General features: G+C 62.3%; 15 protein-coding genes and 1 pseudogene. 9 read left to right on the forward strand and 7 right to left on the reverse strand.

The window, feature by feature from the left end:
* Position 1: 1 nt before the first annotated feature.
* The 3 genes from GFM02_RS24695 to pobA all read right to left on the reverse strand — a co-directional run bounded on the left by GFM02_RS24695 (position 2) and on the right by pobA (position 3,347).
* Positions 2 to 865, reverse strand: coding sequence for a branched-chain amino acid ABC transporter permease (locus tag GFM02_RS24695; protein WP_025395901.1), 864 nt, complete (start codon positions 863 to 865; stop codon positions 2 to 4).
* Between the two features lie 75 nt (positions 866 to 940).
* Entirely contained in the window at positions 941 to 2,113 is a 1,173-nt protein-coding gene (locus tag GFM02_RS24700) for an ABC transporter substrate-binding protein (RefSeq protein ID WP_168323068.1), read from the reverse strand.
* Positions 2,114 to 2,174: 61 nt separating this feature from the next.
* Positions 2,175 to 3,347: a 4-hydroxybenzoate 3-monooxygenase gene (gene pobA / locus GFM02_RS24705; protein ID WP_131665485.1), complete on the reverse strand. Its 1,173-nt coding sequence runs from the start codon at positions 3,345 to 3,347 to the stop codon at positions 2,175 to 2,177.
* A gap of 117 nt (positions 3,348 to 3,464) precedes the next feature.
* Between pobA and GFM02_RS24710 the strand changes: the two genes are divergently transcribed.
* On the forward strand, positions 3,465 to 4,355 hold the full coding sequence (locus tag GFM02_RS24710; protein WP_168271525.1) for a helix-turn-helix domain-containing protein: 891 nt from the start codon (positions 3,465 to 3,467) through the stop codon (positions 4,353 to 4,355).
* Here GFM02_RS24710 and GFM02_RS35750 read toward each other — a convergent pair.
* A pseudogene (locus GFM02_RS35750) lies at positions 4,353 to 4,484 on the reverse strand (acetate/propionate family kinase); the annotation flags it as partial. The gene GFM02_RS24710 and the pseudogene GFM02_RS35750 sit on opposite strands and share 3 nt — an antisense overlap.
* A 41-nt stretch (positions 4,485 to 4,525) precedes the next feature.
* Between GFM02_RS35750 and GFM02_RS35755 the strand changes: the two are divergent.
* Positions 4,526 to 4,822: a hypothetical protein gene (locus GFM02_RS35755; RefSeq protein WP_432444455.1), complete on the forward strand. Its 297-nt coding sequence runs from the start codon at positions 4,526 to 4,528 to the stop codon at positions 4,820 to 4,822.
* Positions 4,823 to 4,831: 9 nt separating this feature from the next.
* Here the strand turns inward: GFM02_RS35755 and GFM02_RS24720 are convergent, their stop codons facing one another.
* Positions 4,832 to 6,403, reverse strand: a complete 1,572-nt coding sequence (locus GFM02_RS24720) for a putative bifunctional diguanylate cyclase/phosphodiesterase (protein WP_168271524.1) — start codon at positions 6,401 to 6,403, stop codon at positions 4,832 to 4,834.
* A 455-nt stretch (positions 6,404 to 6,858) separates the two neighbouring features.
* Positions 6,859 to 7,413: a histidine phosphatase family protein gene (locus GFM02_RS24725; protein WP_168271523.1), complete on the reverse strand. Its 555-nt coding sequence runs from the start codon at positions 7,411 to 7,413 to the stop codon at positions 6,859 to 6,861.
* 233 nt (positions 7,414 to 7,646) lie between these two features.
* Between GFM02_RS24725 and GFM02_RS24730 the strand changes: the two genes are divergently transcribed.
* The 3 genes from GFM02_RS24730 (at position 7,647) to GFM02_RS24740 (ending at position 9,414) form a co-directional block, all read left to right on the forward strand.
* On the forward strand, positions 7,647 to 7,856 hold the full coding sequence (locus tag GFM02_RS24730; protein ID WP_168271522.1) for a CbtB domain-containing protein: 210 nt from the start codon (positions 7,647 to 7,649) through the stop codon (positions 7,854 to 7,856).
* Positions 7,857 to 7,882: 26 nt separating this feature from the next.
* Positions 7,883 to 8,617 carry a CbtA family protein gene (locus tag GFM02_RS24735; RefSeq protein ID WP_168323069.1) on the forward strand — a complete coding sequence of 245 codons (735 nt, stop codon included), beginning with the start codon at positions 7,883 to 7,885 and terminating at the stop codon, positions 8,615 to 8,617.
* Between the two features lie 167 nt (positions 8,618 to 8,784).
* A complete protein-coding gene (locus GFM02_RS24740; RefSeq protein WP_168323070.1) occupies positions 8,785 to 9,414 on the forward strand; it encodes a hypothetical protein in 630 nt (209 codons plus the stop codon).
* Here the strand turns inward: GFM02_RS24740 and GFM02_RS24745 are convergent.
* Positions 9,399 to 10,061 carry a sulfite oxidase-like oxidoreductase gene (locus GFM02_RS24745; protein WP_168323071.1) on the reverse strand — a complete coding sequence of 221 codons (663 nt, stop codon included), beginning with the start codon at positions 10,059 to 10,061 and terminating at the stop codon, positions 9,399 to 9,401. The genes GFM02_RS24740 and GFM02_RS24745 overlap by 16 nt on opposite strands.
* Before the next feature lie 185 nt (positions 10,062 to 10,246).
* On the opposite strand from GFM02_RS24745, the gene GFM02_RS24750 reads away from it, so the two are divergent.
* From GFM02_RS24750 to GFM02_RS24765, 4 genes are all read left to right on the forward strand, one after another.
* Entirely contained in the window at positions 10,247 to 12,049 is a 1,803-nt protein-coding gene (locus GFM02_RS24750; protein ID WP_168323072.1) for an ATP-binding protein, read from the forward strand.
* Positions 12,046 to 13,380 (forward strand): sigma-54-dependent transcriptional regulator, encoded by a 1,335-nt coding sequence (locus GFM02_RS24755; protein ID WP_065281141.1) that lies wholly within the window; start codon positions 12,046 to 12,048, stop codon positions 13,378 to 13,380. Before GFM02_RS24750 ends, GFM02_RS24755 begins: the two co-directional genes overlap by 4 nt.
* Positions 13,381 to 13,609: 229 nt before the next feature.
* Positions 13,610 to 14,593, forward strand: coding sequence for a tripartite tricarboxylate transporter substrate-binding protein (locus GFM02_RS24760; protein WP_168323073.1), 984 nt, complete (start codon positions 13,610 to 13,612; stop codon positions 14,591 to 14,593).
* A gap of 206 nt (positions 14,594 to 14,799) precedes the next feature.
* Entirely contained in the window at positions 14,800 to 15,261 is a 462-nt protein-coding gene (locus tag GFM02_RS24765; RefSeq protein WP_168323074.1) for a tripartite tricarboxylate transporter TctB family protein, read from the forward strand.
* Positions 15,262 to 15,267 lie beyond the last annotated feature (6 nt).

The raw sequence follows: 15,267 nt of genomic DNA on the forward strand, positions 1-15,267 counted from the left end.
CTTATTTCGCCCTTCCGGCAAGGCCGCGCGGGAAGACGCAGATGATTGCGATCACCGCGAGATAGAAGAAGAATTCGCCGAATTCGGGCATCAGATACCGTCCTGTCGTATCGATCGCGCCCAACAGCAAACAGGCGATCAGGGCGCCTGGAATGGAGCCCGCCCCGCCGACGGAGACGACGACCAGGAAGGTGACCATGTAGCGCAGCGCGTAATAGGGTTCGACGGGCAGGAGTTCGGCGCCGACCACGCCGCCGAAGGCGGCAAGACCGACGGCAACGGCAAAGCTCACCGCATAGATGATCTCGGTGCGCACGCCGAGTGCTGCAGCCATTGCAGCATCATCGACGGAGGCGCGCAGCTTGACGCCGAAGCTGGTCCTGTCGATCGTAAACCAGAGGGCGAGCGCCACGACGAGGCCGCAGAGGATGACGAAAAGCCGGTGAACGGGAATGGTGCGGAAGCCGAGATCGGCTGACCCCTGCAGCGCACCGGCAAGCGGTATGGTCTTCAGCGTCGGCCCCATGACATAATTGGCGATGCCGATGACGCAGAAGGTGATGCCGATGGTCATCAGCACCTGGGTCAGTTCCGGCGCGCCATAGATCCGGCGGTAGAGAAAACGCTCGATCGGAATGGCGACGATGATCGTGATGACAACGGCAGCGATGACCGCCGCGGCATAACCGAGGCCGAGCTCGCGGGCGACATAGGAGGCGATATAGCCGCCGATCATCGCGAAGGCGCCATGGGCGAGGTTGACGACACGCATCAGCCCCATGGTCACCGAAAGGCCGATCGAGATCACGAAGAGCACCATGCCATAGGCAAGAGCGTCGACGGCTATGCTGAAGACTGTCTGCATGGAAATCCCTTGCTTCCAAGCGAAGGGCTCGGCCTGATCGCAGGCCAAGTCCGTCGCCTGTCTTGACGCTCTATGTTACTTGACGGCCGCCAGGCCTGGATCGCCCTGCTTCTCGAAAGTCTGGACCTCCTTGTTGATGTAGGTCCCGTCATCGGCCTTGACGACTTCGCGCAGATAAATGTTCTGCGTGATGTGACGGCTTTCCGGATCGATCGAAACCGGGCCGCGCGGGCTTGTCCAGGCAAGGCCCTTGACCGCATCGACGGCCTTCTCAGCATCCTGTTTGCCGCCCGTCGCCTCGATCATCTTGTAGATGACATACATGCCGTCATAGGCGCTGACTGCGGGGAAGGAGAGTTCGGCCTTGTTGCCGATTGCTTTGGTCGCCGCCTCGACGAAAGCCTTGTTCTCGGGAGAATCGTGCGACACGGCGTAGTGGAAGGTCGTCTGGATCCCGAGTGCCGCATCGGCGAGCGCCGGCAGATCGGATTCCTGCGTCAGGTCACCCGGCGCGAAGAACTTGATGCCGGCAGCCTTCAGGCCATTGTCGTTGTAAGCCTTGACGAAGCCGAGCGTCGTCGGACCTGACGGCAGGAAGGCGAACACGCCCTCAGCGCCGGAATCCTTGATGCGCTGCATGATCGGGCTGAAATCGTTGGTCGCAAGCGGCATGCGGATCGCCTCGATCACCTGGCCGCCGGCCTTTTCGAAGCCGGCCTTGAAAGCGTTCTCGGCATCGATGCCGGGGCCGTAATCGCTGACGACCGAAATCACCTTCTTGACACCGGCGTCGACGGCGACCTTGGCGATCGGCGTCGAGGTCTGCCAGGTGGTAAACGAGGTGCGGACGACGAGCGGGCTCTTGGTGACGATCGCCGAGGTGGCGGCGTTCATGATGACCATCGGCACGTTGCCCTGTTTCAGGATCGGCGTCACCGCCATCGCATCGGGCGTAAAGTAGAAGCCGGCAAGATACTGGACCTTCTCCTTGACGATCAGTTCCTGCGCCAGCGCCTTGGATTGGGCGGGATCGGCCTGCGGCACGTCGCGATAGACGATTTCCACCGAATCGCTGCCGACCGTGTTGCCGTTGACCGCCATATAGGCGTCGATACCGGCCTTGAAATTCTTGCCTTGCAGCGCGAACGGACCGGAGAACGGGCCGATGACGCCGACCTTGATGGTGTCGGCATAGGCCGTGCTGCTGAGCAGCACCGCCGCAACGGCGGCGAATACAAGCTTTTTCATGTTAGTTTCCTCCACTTTAAAATGCGGCCTTCATGGCTCGCCTCAGTCTCAGATCTTCATATCAGAACGGCAATCCGACGTAGTTTTCTGCAAGCGCCGTCGAGGCGGCGCGTGAATGCGTCAGATAGTCGAGTTCCGCCTCCTGGATCTTCTGGTCAAAATCGCCGGTATCCGGAAAACGATGCATCATCGTCGTCATCCACCAGGAAAACCGCACGGCTTTCCACACGCGGGCGAGCGCCTTTTGCGAGTAGGCGTCGATGCCACTATTCGAGCCTTCGCGGTAATGCTCGATCAGCCCGGAGAAAAGATAATGAACGTCGCTGGCGGCAAGGTTCAATCCCTTGGCGCCGGTCGGCGGGACGATATGGGCGGCGTCGCCGACCAGGAAAAGCCGACCGAAACGCATCGGCTCAGTGACGAAGGAGCGCAGCGGCGCGATCGATTTCTCGAAGGACGGCGCGGTCGCCAAGGCCTCGGCGTGATGCATCGGCAGACGCCGTCTCAACTCGTCCCAGAAGCGATCGTCGCTCCAGTCCTCGATCTTCTCGTCGAGCGCGCATTGGATGTAGTAGCGGCTGCGGGTCGCCGAGCGCATCGAACAGAGCGCAAAGCCCCTTGGATGGTTGGCGTAGATCAGTTCATGGCTGACAGGCGCCACATCGGCAAGCACCCCCAGCCAGCCGAAGGGATAGACCTTCTCGAAACTCCTGATCGCCCGTTCAGGGACGGCCTTGCGGCTGGCGCCGTGAAACCCGTCGCAGCCGGCGATGAAGTCGCAATCGATGCGCTTGGCAACACCGTCTTTCACATAGGTGACGAAGGGAGAATGGCCGTCGAAATCATGCGGCGCGACATCGACGGCATCGTAGATCGACAGGGAGCCGCTCGCTTCACGCCGCTCCATGAGATCGCGCGTCACCTCGGTCTGTCCATAAACCGTCACGCGTCTGCCGCCGGTCAATTCATGGAGGTCGATGCGATGGTCGCGTCCGTCGAAGGCCAGTGAGAAACCATCATGCGGCAGGCCTTCCGTGTGCAGCCGCGTCCCGGCTTTTGCCTGATCCAGCAGCCCGACGGTGCCTTCCTCCAGAACGCCGGCACGAACCCGGCCGAGGATGTAATCCTTGTTCACACGATCGAGAATGACATTGTCGATGCCGGCTTCAGTCAGGAGCTGGCCGAGCAGCAGGCCGGATGGTCCCGAACCAATGATGGCGACCTGCGTTCGCAACTGCTTCCTCCCTGCATTTTTGCGTTTTGCCAGATTCTGCCGTGTCGTCCCTGCCGCAGCAATGGACATTCCGGCCGAAAAATTGCACTAATCGAACATTGGTGCGGGAGCAGCCCGATGAGCAGACATGTCCCTACCTACGAACTCTACGGTGAGAATACCGGGCGAAAGCCCGATTTTTGGTTGCATTGCGAAACAATTCGCTCCCGCAGCAGCTTGCATCATTGGGAGATTCGCCCGCACCGTCACGAGAGTTTCTTTCAGATATTATACATCGAAGGTGGTTCGGGCGATGCGATCTTCGGCGAAAGGAGCCATGCCATCCGTCCGCCGGCAATCATTACCGTGCCGCCCGGGCTCAAGCACGGCTTTCGTTTTTCACGCGATATCGACGGCTTGGTCATCACCCTGTTGAGATCCCATCTCAGCCATCCGCCCGGCGACCGAAGCCACCTCGGCGAATGGCTGGCGACGCCACATCTGACGCCGCTCGATCCCGATAATGCCGAGGCAGCCTATGTCATGCAGACGTTGAGACGGCTGGGCGACGAATTCGAAAACCGCCGCAGCGGCCGCAACGAGGCCTTGGCCGCCTATGTCGCCTTGGCGCTGCGGCTGACGGCGAGGATTTCCCATGAGGGGAATGCGCACGAGCTTCCGGCAAACGAGAACGAGCGGCGGATGGAAATGCTGAGCGAGCTCATCCAGCAACATTTCCGATCACACAAGCCCGCGTCCTTCTACGCCAGGGAGCTTGGGCTTTCGCCGACACATCTTACTCGTATCGTCCGGTCGATGACCGGCAATACTCCTCATGAATTGATCGCCGGCAAACTCGTCGAAGAGGCGAAACGCCAGCTGGTTTTTACGCTGGGCAGCGTTCAGGAGATCGGATTTCGGCTCGGCTTTGCCGACCCTGCCTATTTCTCGCGCTTCTTCGTTAAATACACCGGAGAAACGCCGCGGGTCTGGCGCATGAAGGAGAAGGTTCGGCTTGAAGGTGTATAGGCCACCCGCAAGGGTTGCGGCGCGCAACTGCCCTTGCCGATGCGCCTCGGCGCCGTCGATCGCGAAGATGCCGATCTTGACCGTCGAGGAACCGGCATTGAAGGTCAGCAGCAGGTCGGTCGATGCCATGTTTTCAAGACTCCGTGCGGGCGTGACGATAGCCGAACTTAGTGCCGGGGCTTCTGACGGAAAGGTATTTGTTCACCCACCCGTGGGTTTTGTTGCTGGGCTGGAAGCGCATCGTCGTCACCGTCAGCGAAAAGATCGGCGAGACACATCTGACCTATGATGCGGCAGCCGAAGTCGTGGCGATGGTCACCATCGCTTCGGCCGATCATCTCGGCCTGCCGGTCTCGGATTGCGATCGCCTTCGTGCTGTTCGTGATCCTGCGCCAGGTTTTTTAGAGAAAATTCCCGGCAAAGCGCGAAGCGGTTTTGCCGGGAATTGCGTCAAAACAAAAGGTTAGAGCGCTTCGTCAGGCCGTGGAGGCCAGGCTGGCATTGCGATCGCTGATGAAGATGCCCGCCTCGGCGGCGGGCATCGCCTTGCCGAAGAGATAACCCTGGCCGATGTCGCAGCCAAGCTGCAGCAGGAAGGCGAGCTGGCCGTGCTCCTCGATGCCTTCGGCGGTCGTCTTGATGTTGAGGCTCCTGCCAAGGCCGAGCATGGCGCGGACGATCTTTTCCTGGCGCTCGTCGTCCCGATAGGTAGCGATGAAGCTTTTGTCGATCTTGATCTTGTCGAAACGATAGCGGGCAAGCTGGGCGAGGCTCGAATAGCCCGTGCCGAAATCGTCGAGGGCGATCTGGATGCCGGCGGCGTGCAGCTCGTCGAGAATGAGGGCGGCGATGGCGGGATCCTGGATTAGCGCGTTTTCGGTGATCTCCACTTCCAGGCGCCGCGGCGGCAGCCGGCTAGCCGAAAGGACCTTGAGGATGCGGGAGGTCAGCAATCTGTCTTCCATCTGCACCGGCGAGACGTTGAAGGACAACATCACATGCTCCGGCCAGGTGAGGGCGTCGCAGCAGGCCTGGGCAAGAAGATCCTCGAACAACGCGGTGATCATGCCGGTTTCCTCGGCAATATCGATGAAGACCGGCGGTGGAATGTTGACGCCGTCGTCGCCGATCCAACGCGCTAAGGCCTCGAAGCCGCAGAGCTGGCCGGTCTTCAGGTCGATCAGCGGCTGATAGAAGGGCTTGATCGCCTTGTTGGAGATTGCGGCGCGCAGCCTGGTTTCCAGCGCGGCGCGTTCCGTTACCTTGTCCTGCATCGAAGGTTCGAAGGCGAAATAGTGGTTCGGCCCGCGTGATTTCGCCTCGTACATGGCAAGGTCGGCACGGTGGGCGGCATCTTCCAGCGGCTCGGCTCCCTCGGCCCAGCGGTCATAGCCGACGCTGGCGCCGACTTCGACGGCAAAGCCATCGATATGGATGGGCCGGGTGACGGCCTGGATCAGCAGCTTGGCAAAACGCTCCTCGCGCTGCGCCGTCAGGGCGAAGGCGACGATGATGAATTCGTCGCCGCCGAAGCGATAGACGCAATCGGCATTGCCGAGCGCGCAGATGCGTCTGGCAACCTCGATCAACAGGACATCGCCGCCCTTGTGGCCGACGAGATCGTTGACCTTCTTGAAGCCGTCGAGGTCGACGCAGAAGATAGTCACGTTGCGGTCCCACTCCTCGATCTCTGCCTCGTCGTCCTTGATCGGCCGCGAGAGGATTTTGCGCTCGAAGGCGTAGCGGTTCGGCAGCTTGGTCAGATGGTCGTGGGTTGCGGTCCAATCGGCCTTTGCCTGGGCGGCGGCGCGCAGTTCCGTTTCCTTGCGCAGGTCGGCGATACGCAGCACCGAATAGATGAAGCTCATGGCGCCGGCGATGCCGAGCGCCAGAACGAGCTTGTCGGCGCCGTACTCGCCGAAACCGGTCATGAAGGCGACCAAGCTGTCGTCGAGCTGCAGCAGCGTGCCGAGAAGCCAGAGGGTCACGCCAGACACCACGATCGACACGCATTGCCGTCCGGCCCTGCTTTGGAAAAACACCGGCATTATGCCTTCTCCATCTCCACCTTCGCGGAAATATCACGAAAGTCTGAAATGTTTGTTGAAACCAGAAGGCGAATTATCGGAGGCGGCAGCCTGTTGCTGTGCCGCAGAGAGACCCGACAGGGCTTGTGGGGAACCCGGCGTCGTTGTCAGCGCGAGCCCCTTCGTGGTTCGGGGACCGGCTGATGCGGGAAAAGACGAAGGCGAGCGTGCTCATCGCATCGCTCGCCCTTTCCAGTGCTTCAGGCGGTGACGATCAGCAGCGGAACGCTGACGATGAGACCGACCAGAACCGTGACTGTGGCGACACGCATGAAACGCAGGCGTCGCGTGCGCTCGCCACTCCAATCATATGTCATTCTTCCATCTCCTTGGGACAAGGAAGTAGTCCCCGCAAAGCCGGGTTCAACAAAGATGACGCGATTTGCTTGTGCAAAGCTGGATAAGATCAGCAGTCTCTAATGCTGGAAGCGCAGAGACCAGCGCTGTCCGTTGCTGGTCATGCGGATGACGGAAAGCGGCTCGACGTCGCTCAGCCAAAAGGAGGAGAGCGGCGCCTGCAGCACATGCACGATCGCTGCCCGGATGACGGCCGGGTGGCTGATTGCAATGACGTGGCCGTCGAGGACGGTCAGGCCATCCATCCAGCCGGCGATGCGCGTGCGCAGATCAAGAAGGCTCTCGCCGCCATGCGGGGCCGCTTCCGGATCGCTCATCCACCCCATGAGGTTCTCCGGCTCTTCGGTCCCGATCGCCGTGATCGACCTGCCGGCCCAGCGGCCATGGTCGCAGTCGCAAAGCGCCTGATCTATTTGGGCTTCGAGGCCGAGCGCGTCAGCAGTCTGACGGGCGCGCAAGGCGGGGCTCGTGGCAATACGGTCGGCGCGGGGCGGGGCAATCATCCTGCCGGCTTCCTCCACTGCCTTGTCCTCAAGCGGTTCGTCGAGCGGGAACAGGGCCTTGCGGCTTGCTGCCGTCGCGCCATGGCAGATCCAGGTGAGGCGCGTGTTCACGGTCGTTCTTGTCTCCCGGAATCCGGCGACAGCGTCCTTCGCCGGCTTGTGAAGTTTCGTTGACAGTCTCTTCGGCGTGCAGATATAACCGTGCTGTTGCGGGTTTGGAAGCCGGTGTAAGTCCGGCGCGGTCGCGCCACTGTGACCAGCGTGTCGAAAGCTCTTCGCGTTGGAAGTCAGACCCTACTGCACAAGCACTCTTTCGACTGAACGCGTCATTCCCGGAGGAATACATGTCTGACACCACTTTCGCGCCCGTAGCAGTACCGGGGCCGATCCCTGTAGGCGAAATCTTGCCCTGGGCGATCTTCGGCGGCCTGCTGATGCTCATCGTCCTTTATTTCGTCGGCACCGAGGAAGGCGCGATGGCGCTGTTCAACGGCATGTATGTGCACGAATTCGTGCATGACGGCCGCCATCTCCTCGGCTTTCCCTGCCACTAAAGCGCTTCGCGATCGGAGTTCCTGACATGGTTGGAAACCTTCTGCTTCGCGGCATGCTCGCGGGCCTGATTGCCGGCATCCTCGTTTTCGCTTTCGCCCATACGTTCGGCGATCCGCTGGTCGATGCGGCGATCGCCTTCGAGGAGGCGAGCGCCCAGGCGGCCGGCGAAGCTGCCGAACCTGAAATCGTCAGCCGCGCCACGCAGGCCGGTCTCGGCCTTTTCACCGGCGTCATGGCCTATAGCGTCGCCGTCGGCGGGCTCTTCGCGCTCGCCTTCGCCTTCGTGCATGGTCGCTTCAGCCGCCTTTCGGCGCGCGGCACCTCGGCCGTCATCGCCATTGCCGCCTTCGTGGCGGTCGTGCTTGTTCCCAGCATCAAATATCCCGCCACTCCGCCGGCGGTCGGCAATCCCGACACGATCGGCGTCAGGACCGAACTGTTCTTCCTGATGATCGTCGTTTCGCTTGCCGCACTCATTGCCGCGGTGGCGCTGTCACGTCGTCTCTCCGAGCGGTTCGGTCCCTGGAACGGCGCGACCATCGCCGGCATCGCCTATCTCGTCTTCATCGGCCTCGTGCTCTATCTGCTGCCGCCGATCAATGAGGTGCCGGAGAACTTTTCGGCGATGGTGCTCTGGGGCTTCCGCACGACCTCGCTCGGCATGCATGCGATCCTCTGGGCAACGCTCGGCCTCGCCTTCGGGGCGCTGGCGGAAAAGCGGCTTGCCGTTGAGGGCGGGCTGCGACCAGCGTTTCGGTGATCCGGCGCAACAATAAACTTGCCTCATTCCTGTGCTTGTCACAGGAATCCAGTGCGCCCAGGTCCCTGGGCGCGGGAGATTTTCTCTCGGCAAAGGAGTCATTCACGGCGCGGACGCGCCGTGGCTGGATTCCTGTCACAAGGACAGGAATGAGGGAAGCTGCAGGGATGGCACGCTGTCCCCATAGACGACTTGCCTTTCTCGGTCTCAGCGCGACCTTGCTTCTATTCATTGCCGGAAGTGCTTTTGCCCATAGCCGCAGCGACGGCGGCAGCCATGCCGGGCTGGATATCCCGCAAATATCCCACGGCGAGATGGCTGTCATGTCTGACTATCGCGGTCGGATCATTAATCTTGCATCCCGCGCCGTCGATACGAACGAGCCGTTCCGGCGCGTGCTGAACTATGCCGAGATCCAGTATTCCTACTGTCTGTGGGGCCGGATGCCGGGCAGCGTGACGGATGAAGCAAGCCCGTTCAACGAATGCGCCCATGCCTATCTCGCCGCGACCAAGGCGGTCTTGCTTTCGATGCGCGAGATGCCGCGGGAGGCTGCTGCGGCGGGTGAAATCATTTCCGCGGTCGACGCCGACACGGTGCGGCGCGGGCTTGCGCTGATCAGCTGCCGCTTCAGCGGCGAAGCCTTCAACACCGCCGATATCGTCAAGCCGCGCTGGAGCGGGATCCCATTCCATGCCGCCAGCATGGCGTCGCTGACGGGGCTTGCCTCTTTGTTCGGCCTTGGCGTGTTTGCGCTTCGCCGTTTCTCGCGGCCGAAAGTTCAGTCGTCGGAATAGCGCTGCTCTCGCCACGGATCGCCATAGATGTGGTAGCCGTTCTTTTCCCAGAAGCCGGCCTGATCGGCGGGCATCAGCTCGACGCGGCGCAGCCATTTGGCGCTTTTCCAGAAATAGAGATGCGGCACGACGAGGCGCATCGGGCCGCCATGCTCCGGCGTCAGCGGCAGGCCTTCCCAGGCGGTGGCGAGGATCGCATCCTCGGCGGCGAAATCGGCGAGCGGCAGGTTCGTGGTATAGCCGTCGTAGCTCGTCAGCATGACGTAAGCCGCTTCCGGCTTCGGCATGGCAAGGTCGAGCAGATCGCGCGTCGAAACGCCCTTCCATTTGTTGTCGTAGCGCGACCAGGTGGTGACGCAGTGGATATCGCTGACGCTGGTGCTCTGTTCGATCGCCTGGAAGTCGGCCCAGGTGAGGGTGAGCGTCGTTTCGACGAGGCCGCGCACCTCGAGCCGCCAGGTCTCGGTCGAGACGACAGGCTGCTGACCGAGATCGAGCACCGGCCAGTTCTTGACAAGGTGCTGGCCGGGCGGCAGGCGCTCGGCTTCGGGACGGCTGATACGGCCGGTCAGGAACTTGCCCTCTGCCGCCCAGCGGCGCTTGGATGTGGTGAGTTTGCTGTCGGCGGGCGTCTGGTCGTCGCTCATGGGCGGGGCCTCCTTGCGGTGCAGCAATAGGACATCCGCCCCTGCCGGGTGTCAAGTTTCGGCGGCCCCTTGGAAATCCCTACCCACCCCTCTAAACTCGGTCCGTTGGGTATGCCTCGCTGGGGAGTGGAGGCAGAAAAGGGGAGGAGCCGGTTCTGTCTTCGAAATATCGCGCGATAGCGGCGTTGCTGGTGGTGCCGCTGATCATCTTCGCCTTCTTCACCTATGGGAGCGCGATTGCGACGCGCGCCTATATGGAGGAAGCCTCGGCGCAGGCGGGAACGGCGTTGCGCCTTGCCGTTTCGGCACTCAGCGGCCATCTCAACCGCTACGAGGCGCTGCCGGCGCTGATCGCCGACCATGACGACATCAAGGAACTGGTGAGCGCGCCTGAAGATGCGGCGCTGCGCGATGCGGCCAATCTCTATCTCAAGGAGATCAATGGGCTGCTGAAATCCTCCGATATCTATGTGGTCAAGCCAGACGGAGAGACGATCGCAGCCAGCAATTACGATGGGCCTGCAAGCTTCGTCGGACAGAATTTCAGCTACAGGCCCTATTTCCAGGATGCAATCGAAGGCCGGCAGGCACGGTTTTACGCGCTCGGGACCACCTCTCTGAAGCGCGGCTATTATTTTGCCGCACCGATCCGAACCGGCGCGGATATTCGTGGCGTCATCGTCTTCAAGGTCGATATCGACATGATCGAATCCTCCTGGGGCGGCGGCGAATACAAGATTTTCGTCTCCGATCCGGAGGGTATCATCTTCATGTCCGGCAGCCCGGAATGGCTCTATGGCGCGATTCTGCCGTTGACGGCCGACCGCGTCGCCCGCACCGAGGCGTCGCGGCGTTATGCCAATGCCAGGCTGGCGGCGCTGCCGGTGACGCGTCACCACTTCGAGCAGCATGAGCTGATGACGCTGGCCGGCGAGCGCGGTTCGAGCGAATATCTGGTGCTCTCGCATTATATGCCGGCCGAGGACTGGACGGTGAACGTGCTGATGGAGACGAGTTCCATCCGAGCCCAGGCACGCACGGCGCTTGTGGCAGTGTTTCTCTTCCTCTGCATCACCGGGCTCGCGGTCGCGGTTCTGCGCCAGAGGCGGGCGCGGCTTGCCGAGCGCATGCAGATGCAAGCCGAAGCCCGCAACGAGCTGGAACGGCGCGTCGAGGAGCGCACAGCCGATCTTGCCCGCGTCAACAGCCGCATAGAAGAAGAAATCGCCGAACGGCGGCTGACCGAGCAGCAGCTGCGACAGACGCAGGCCGATCTGATCCAGGCGGGCAAGCTTGCCGGGCTGGGGCAGATGTCGGCTGCCCTTTCGCACGAGTTCAACCAGCCGCTCGCCGCCGCCAAGACCTATACGGACAGCGCCTCCGTTCTCATCGACCGTGGGCGGACGGAGGAGGCGCGGGACAATATCCGGCGTATCGGCGGGCTGATCGACCGTATGGCTGCGATCAGCCGGCACCTGCGCAACTTCGCGCGCAAGCCGAACGAGAAGCTCGGTCCCGTTTCCCTCGACGAGGCGATGCGCGATACGCTCGAGATCATCGCCTGGCGGCTGAAGGCGGCGGATGCCGAACTGCTTCTCGCTCTCGGGCCTCGTCCGCCGACGGTACGCGCCGGTTCGGTGCGTCTGCAGCAGGTGCTGGTGAACGTGATCTCGAATGCGGCCGATGCGGTGGAGGGGCTGGATGATCGACGCATCGAGGTTTCTGCCTTCGAGGAGGCCGGCAAGGTGATGCTGACGGTGCGAGACCATGGACCGGGCGTGCCGGCGGCGATCGCCGAGCGCATCTTCGATCCCTTCTTCACGACGAAGGGCGTCGGCAAGGGGCTCGGCCTCGGGCTTTCGATCTCCTACAACATCATCAAGGATTTCGGCGGTAGCCTTACTGCTGCCAATCATCCCGAAGGGGGCGCGGTGTTCCGCATCGAGCTGCAATCGGCGGCAGGACTGATGCCGGAGGCAGCGGAATGAACGACGCGAAGATCTTGCTGGTTGACGACGAGGAGGAACTGCGCCGCTCGACGGCGCAGGCGCTGGAGCTCTCCGGCTTCAGTGTCGAGACCTATTCGAACGGCGACCACGTGCTGGAGTTGATCGGCTACAGCTTCCCCGGCGTCGTCGTCAGCGATATCCGCATGCCCGGCATCGACGGCATGACGCTGATGCAGAAGATCCGCGAGCTCGACCCGGAGGTGCCGGTCATTCTCGTCACCGGCCACGGCGACGTTCAGCTTGCGGTGAAGGCGATGCGTGAAGGTGCCTATGATTTCATCGAGAAACCGTTCACGCCGGAGATGCTCGCCGGCGTCATCCGCCGGGCGATGGAGCGGCGCGGCCTGGTGCTCGAAAACCGGCTGCTGAAGGCGGTCGCCGGCAAGCGCGACGATATTGAGGCGCGGCTGCCGGGGCGCACGCAGGTGATGGTGGATCTGCGCTACCGCATCCGGGCGATCGGGGCGAGCGATGCCGATACGCTGATCGTCGGCGAGACCGGGGCCGGCAAGGAGGTGGTGGCGCGGGCGCTCCACGACATCAGCGCCCGGGCAAGCCGGCCGTTCATCGCGATCAATTGTGCCGCACTGCCGGCGAACCTGATCGAAAGCGAGCTCTTCGGCCATGAGGCGGGTGCCTTTCCGGGCGCGGTAAGGCCGCGCTATGGAAAATTCGAACACGGGCGCGGCGGCACGATCCTGCTCGATGAGATCGGCTCCATGCCCTTCGACCTGCAGGCGAAGTTCCTGCGGGTGCTGCAGGAGCGGGTGATCTCCAGGCTCGGTTCGAACGAGGTGGTGGCGCTCGACGTGCGCTTCATTGCGACAAGCAAGGTCGATCTGGAGGCCGAGGTGGCGGCGGGGCGCTTCCGCGCCGACCTCTTCTATCGGCTGAACGTCGCGACGCTGCACGTGCCGTCGCTGTCGCAGCGGCGGGCGGATGTTCCATTGCTTTTCCTGCAGCTGGTGCGGGAAGCGGCGGCCCGCTACGGCCGCGACGAGATGACCGTGCCGCCAGACGTTATTTCCGACATTGCTCAGCGCGACTGGCCCGGCAATGTGCGTGAGCTGAGGAATGCCGCCGACCGCCTGGTCCTCGGTCTCGATAATGGCGGGCGGCAAGCCGAGGAGGCAACCGGGCTTGCGGAGCGCGTCGCCGAATTCGAACGCGGGGTCATTGCCAGCGCGCTGGTGGCACATGGCGGCAGCCTCAGGCCGGTCTATGAGTCGCTCGGCATTTCCCGGAAGACCCTCTACGAAAAGATGCAGAAGTATGGTCTCGACAAGCGCATGCTGACCACCGAAAGCTAGCCGGGTGCTGGGGCAACGCTGCAATCTCGCGGTGCGATGGGTGGATTTCCACCCGCCGACAGGGCCGTTTGTTTCCAAATCGACCCATGCTGCATCGCACTGTCGTAAAATCGTCTTTCGAAAGCGACTGCAATGATTGCGGGTCGATTTTTCCAGGCGGCAAATAGGTGATCCGAACCGGCGCGGAGGATGTGTCGGCGGGTTCGCTTATTTCATCAGGGAGGAAACGATGAAAATTCTGAAGGCCATGCTCGGCCTGACCGCGGCTGCCGCGGTCTCTCTTCTCGCCGGCGCCGCTTCGGCGCAGACCTATCCCGAGCGCACCATCACCATGGTCGTTCCCTTTGCGGCCGGCGGCCCGACCGATACCGTCGCGCGCCTGGTCGCCGAATCCATGTCGAAGGATCTCGGTCAGCAGATCGTCGTCGAAAATGTCGGCGGCGCCGGCGGCACGCTCGGCGCTGGCCGCGTGGCGAATGCCGATCCCGACGGTTACACCATCCTGCTGCACCATATCGGCATGGCGACCAGCGCCACGCTTTATCGCAAGCTCGCCTATGACACGCTCGGCGCCTTCGACTATGTCGGCCTCGTCACCGAGGTGCCGATGACGATTGTCGCCCGCAAGGACATGGAGCCGGCCGACCTCAAGGGGCTGATCGATTATATCAAGGCCAACAAGGACAAGGTGACGGTCGCCAATGCCGGCATCGGTGCGGCTTCGCATCTCTGCGGCATGATGTTCATGAGCGCCATCCAGACGCCGCTGACGACCGTTCCCTACAAGGGCACCGGCCCTGCCATGACCGATCTGCTCGGCGGTCAGGTCGACGTCATGTGCGACCAGACGACCAACACGACGAAGCAGATCAAGGGCGGCACGATCAAGGCCTATGCCGTGACCTCGCCCAAGCGCCTCGAGGTGATGAAGGACATTCCGACGGCAGTCGAAGCCGGTCTGCCGGGTTTTGAAGTCGGCATCTGGCACGGCATCTACACGCCGAAGGGCACGCCGGCTGAGATCAACGAACGTCTGTCGAAGTCGCTGCAGGTGGCGCTGAAGGATCCGAATGTCGGCGCCCGCTTCGCCGAGCTCGGCACGGCGCCATCCTCCGACGCCGATGCGACGCCGGCTGCGCTGAAGGCCAAACTCGAAAGCGAGATTGCCCGCTGGAAAACGGTGATTGAGGCCGCTGGCGAATATGCCGACTGAGGATTATCCTCGTCAGGACATGCCGGATGAGCCCCTCACCCTAACCCTCTCCCCGTGAACGGGGAGAGGGGACTTGGGTCACTCAACGGCGGCAAAGGGCGAAGGGCTTGCAGCATTTTCCCTTCTCCCGGCGGTGGGAGGGTGCCGGCAGACGGATGAGGGCAATCGCAGCAGCAGCGTCACGAACCATCTCCCCAGGAGACACCATGAAATCCATCAGTTTCGATACCACCAATGCGATCTGCGGCGCGCTTTTCGTCGCGACCGGTGCTTTTTTCGCCATCCAGTCCATGGGGCTCGACCTCGGCACGACAGTGCGCATGGGGCCTGGTTATTTCCCGCTGGTGCTTGCTGGCGTGCTCGTGCTTCTCGGCGCGATCATCTTCATTCAGGCGCTCCGCGTCGAGGGCGAGCCGATCGACCCGTTTGCCTGGCGCGGCATGCTCTTCATCCTGCCGGCACCGGTGTTCTTCGGGCTGACGGTGCGCGGGCTCGGATTTGCGCCGTCACTGTTCCTCACCGCCTTCATCGCCTGCTTCGCATCGCAAAAGATGAACGTGTTCTTCGCGATCATCCTGTCGTTGCTCCTGACGATCTTTTCGGTTGGGGTCTTCAGCTACGGGCTCGGCCTGCCGTTCGAACGCTTCGGCCCCTGGGTCCGGTTCTAGGAGACG

Origin of the sequence: Rhizobium leguminosarum bv. viciae, from assembly GCF_012276115.1 — a bacterium.
Taxonomy (GTDB): Bacteria; Pseudomonadota; Alphaproteobacteria; order Rhizobiales; family Rhizobiaceae; genus Rhizobium; species Rhizobium leguminosarum_T.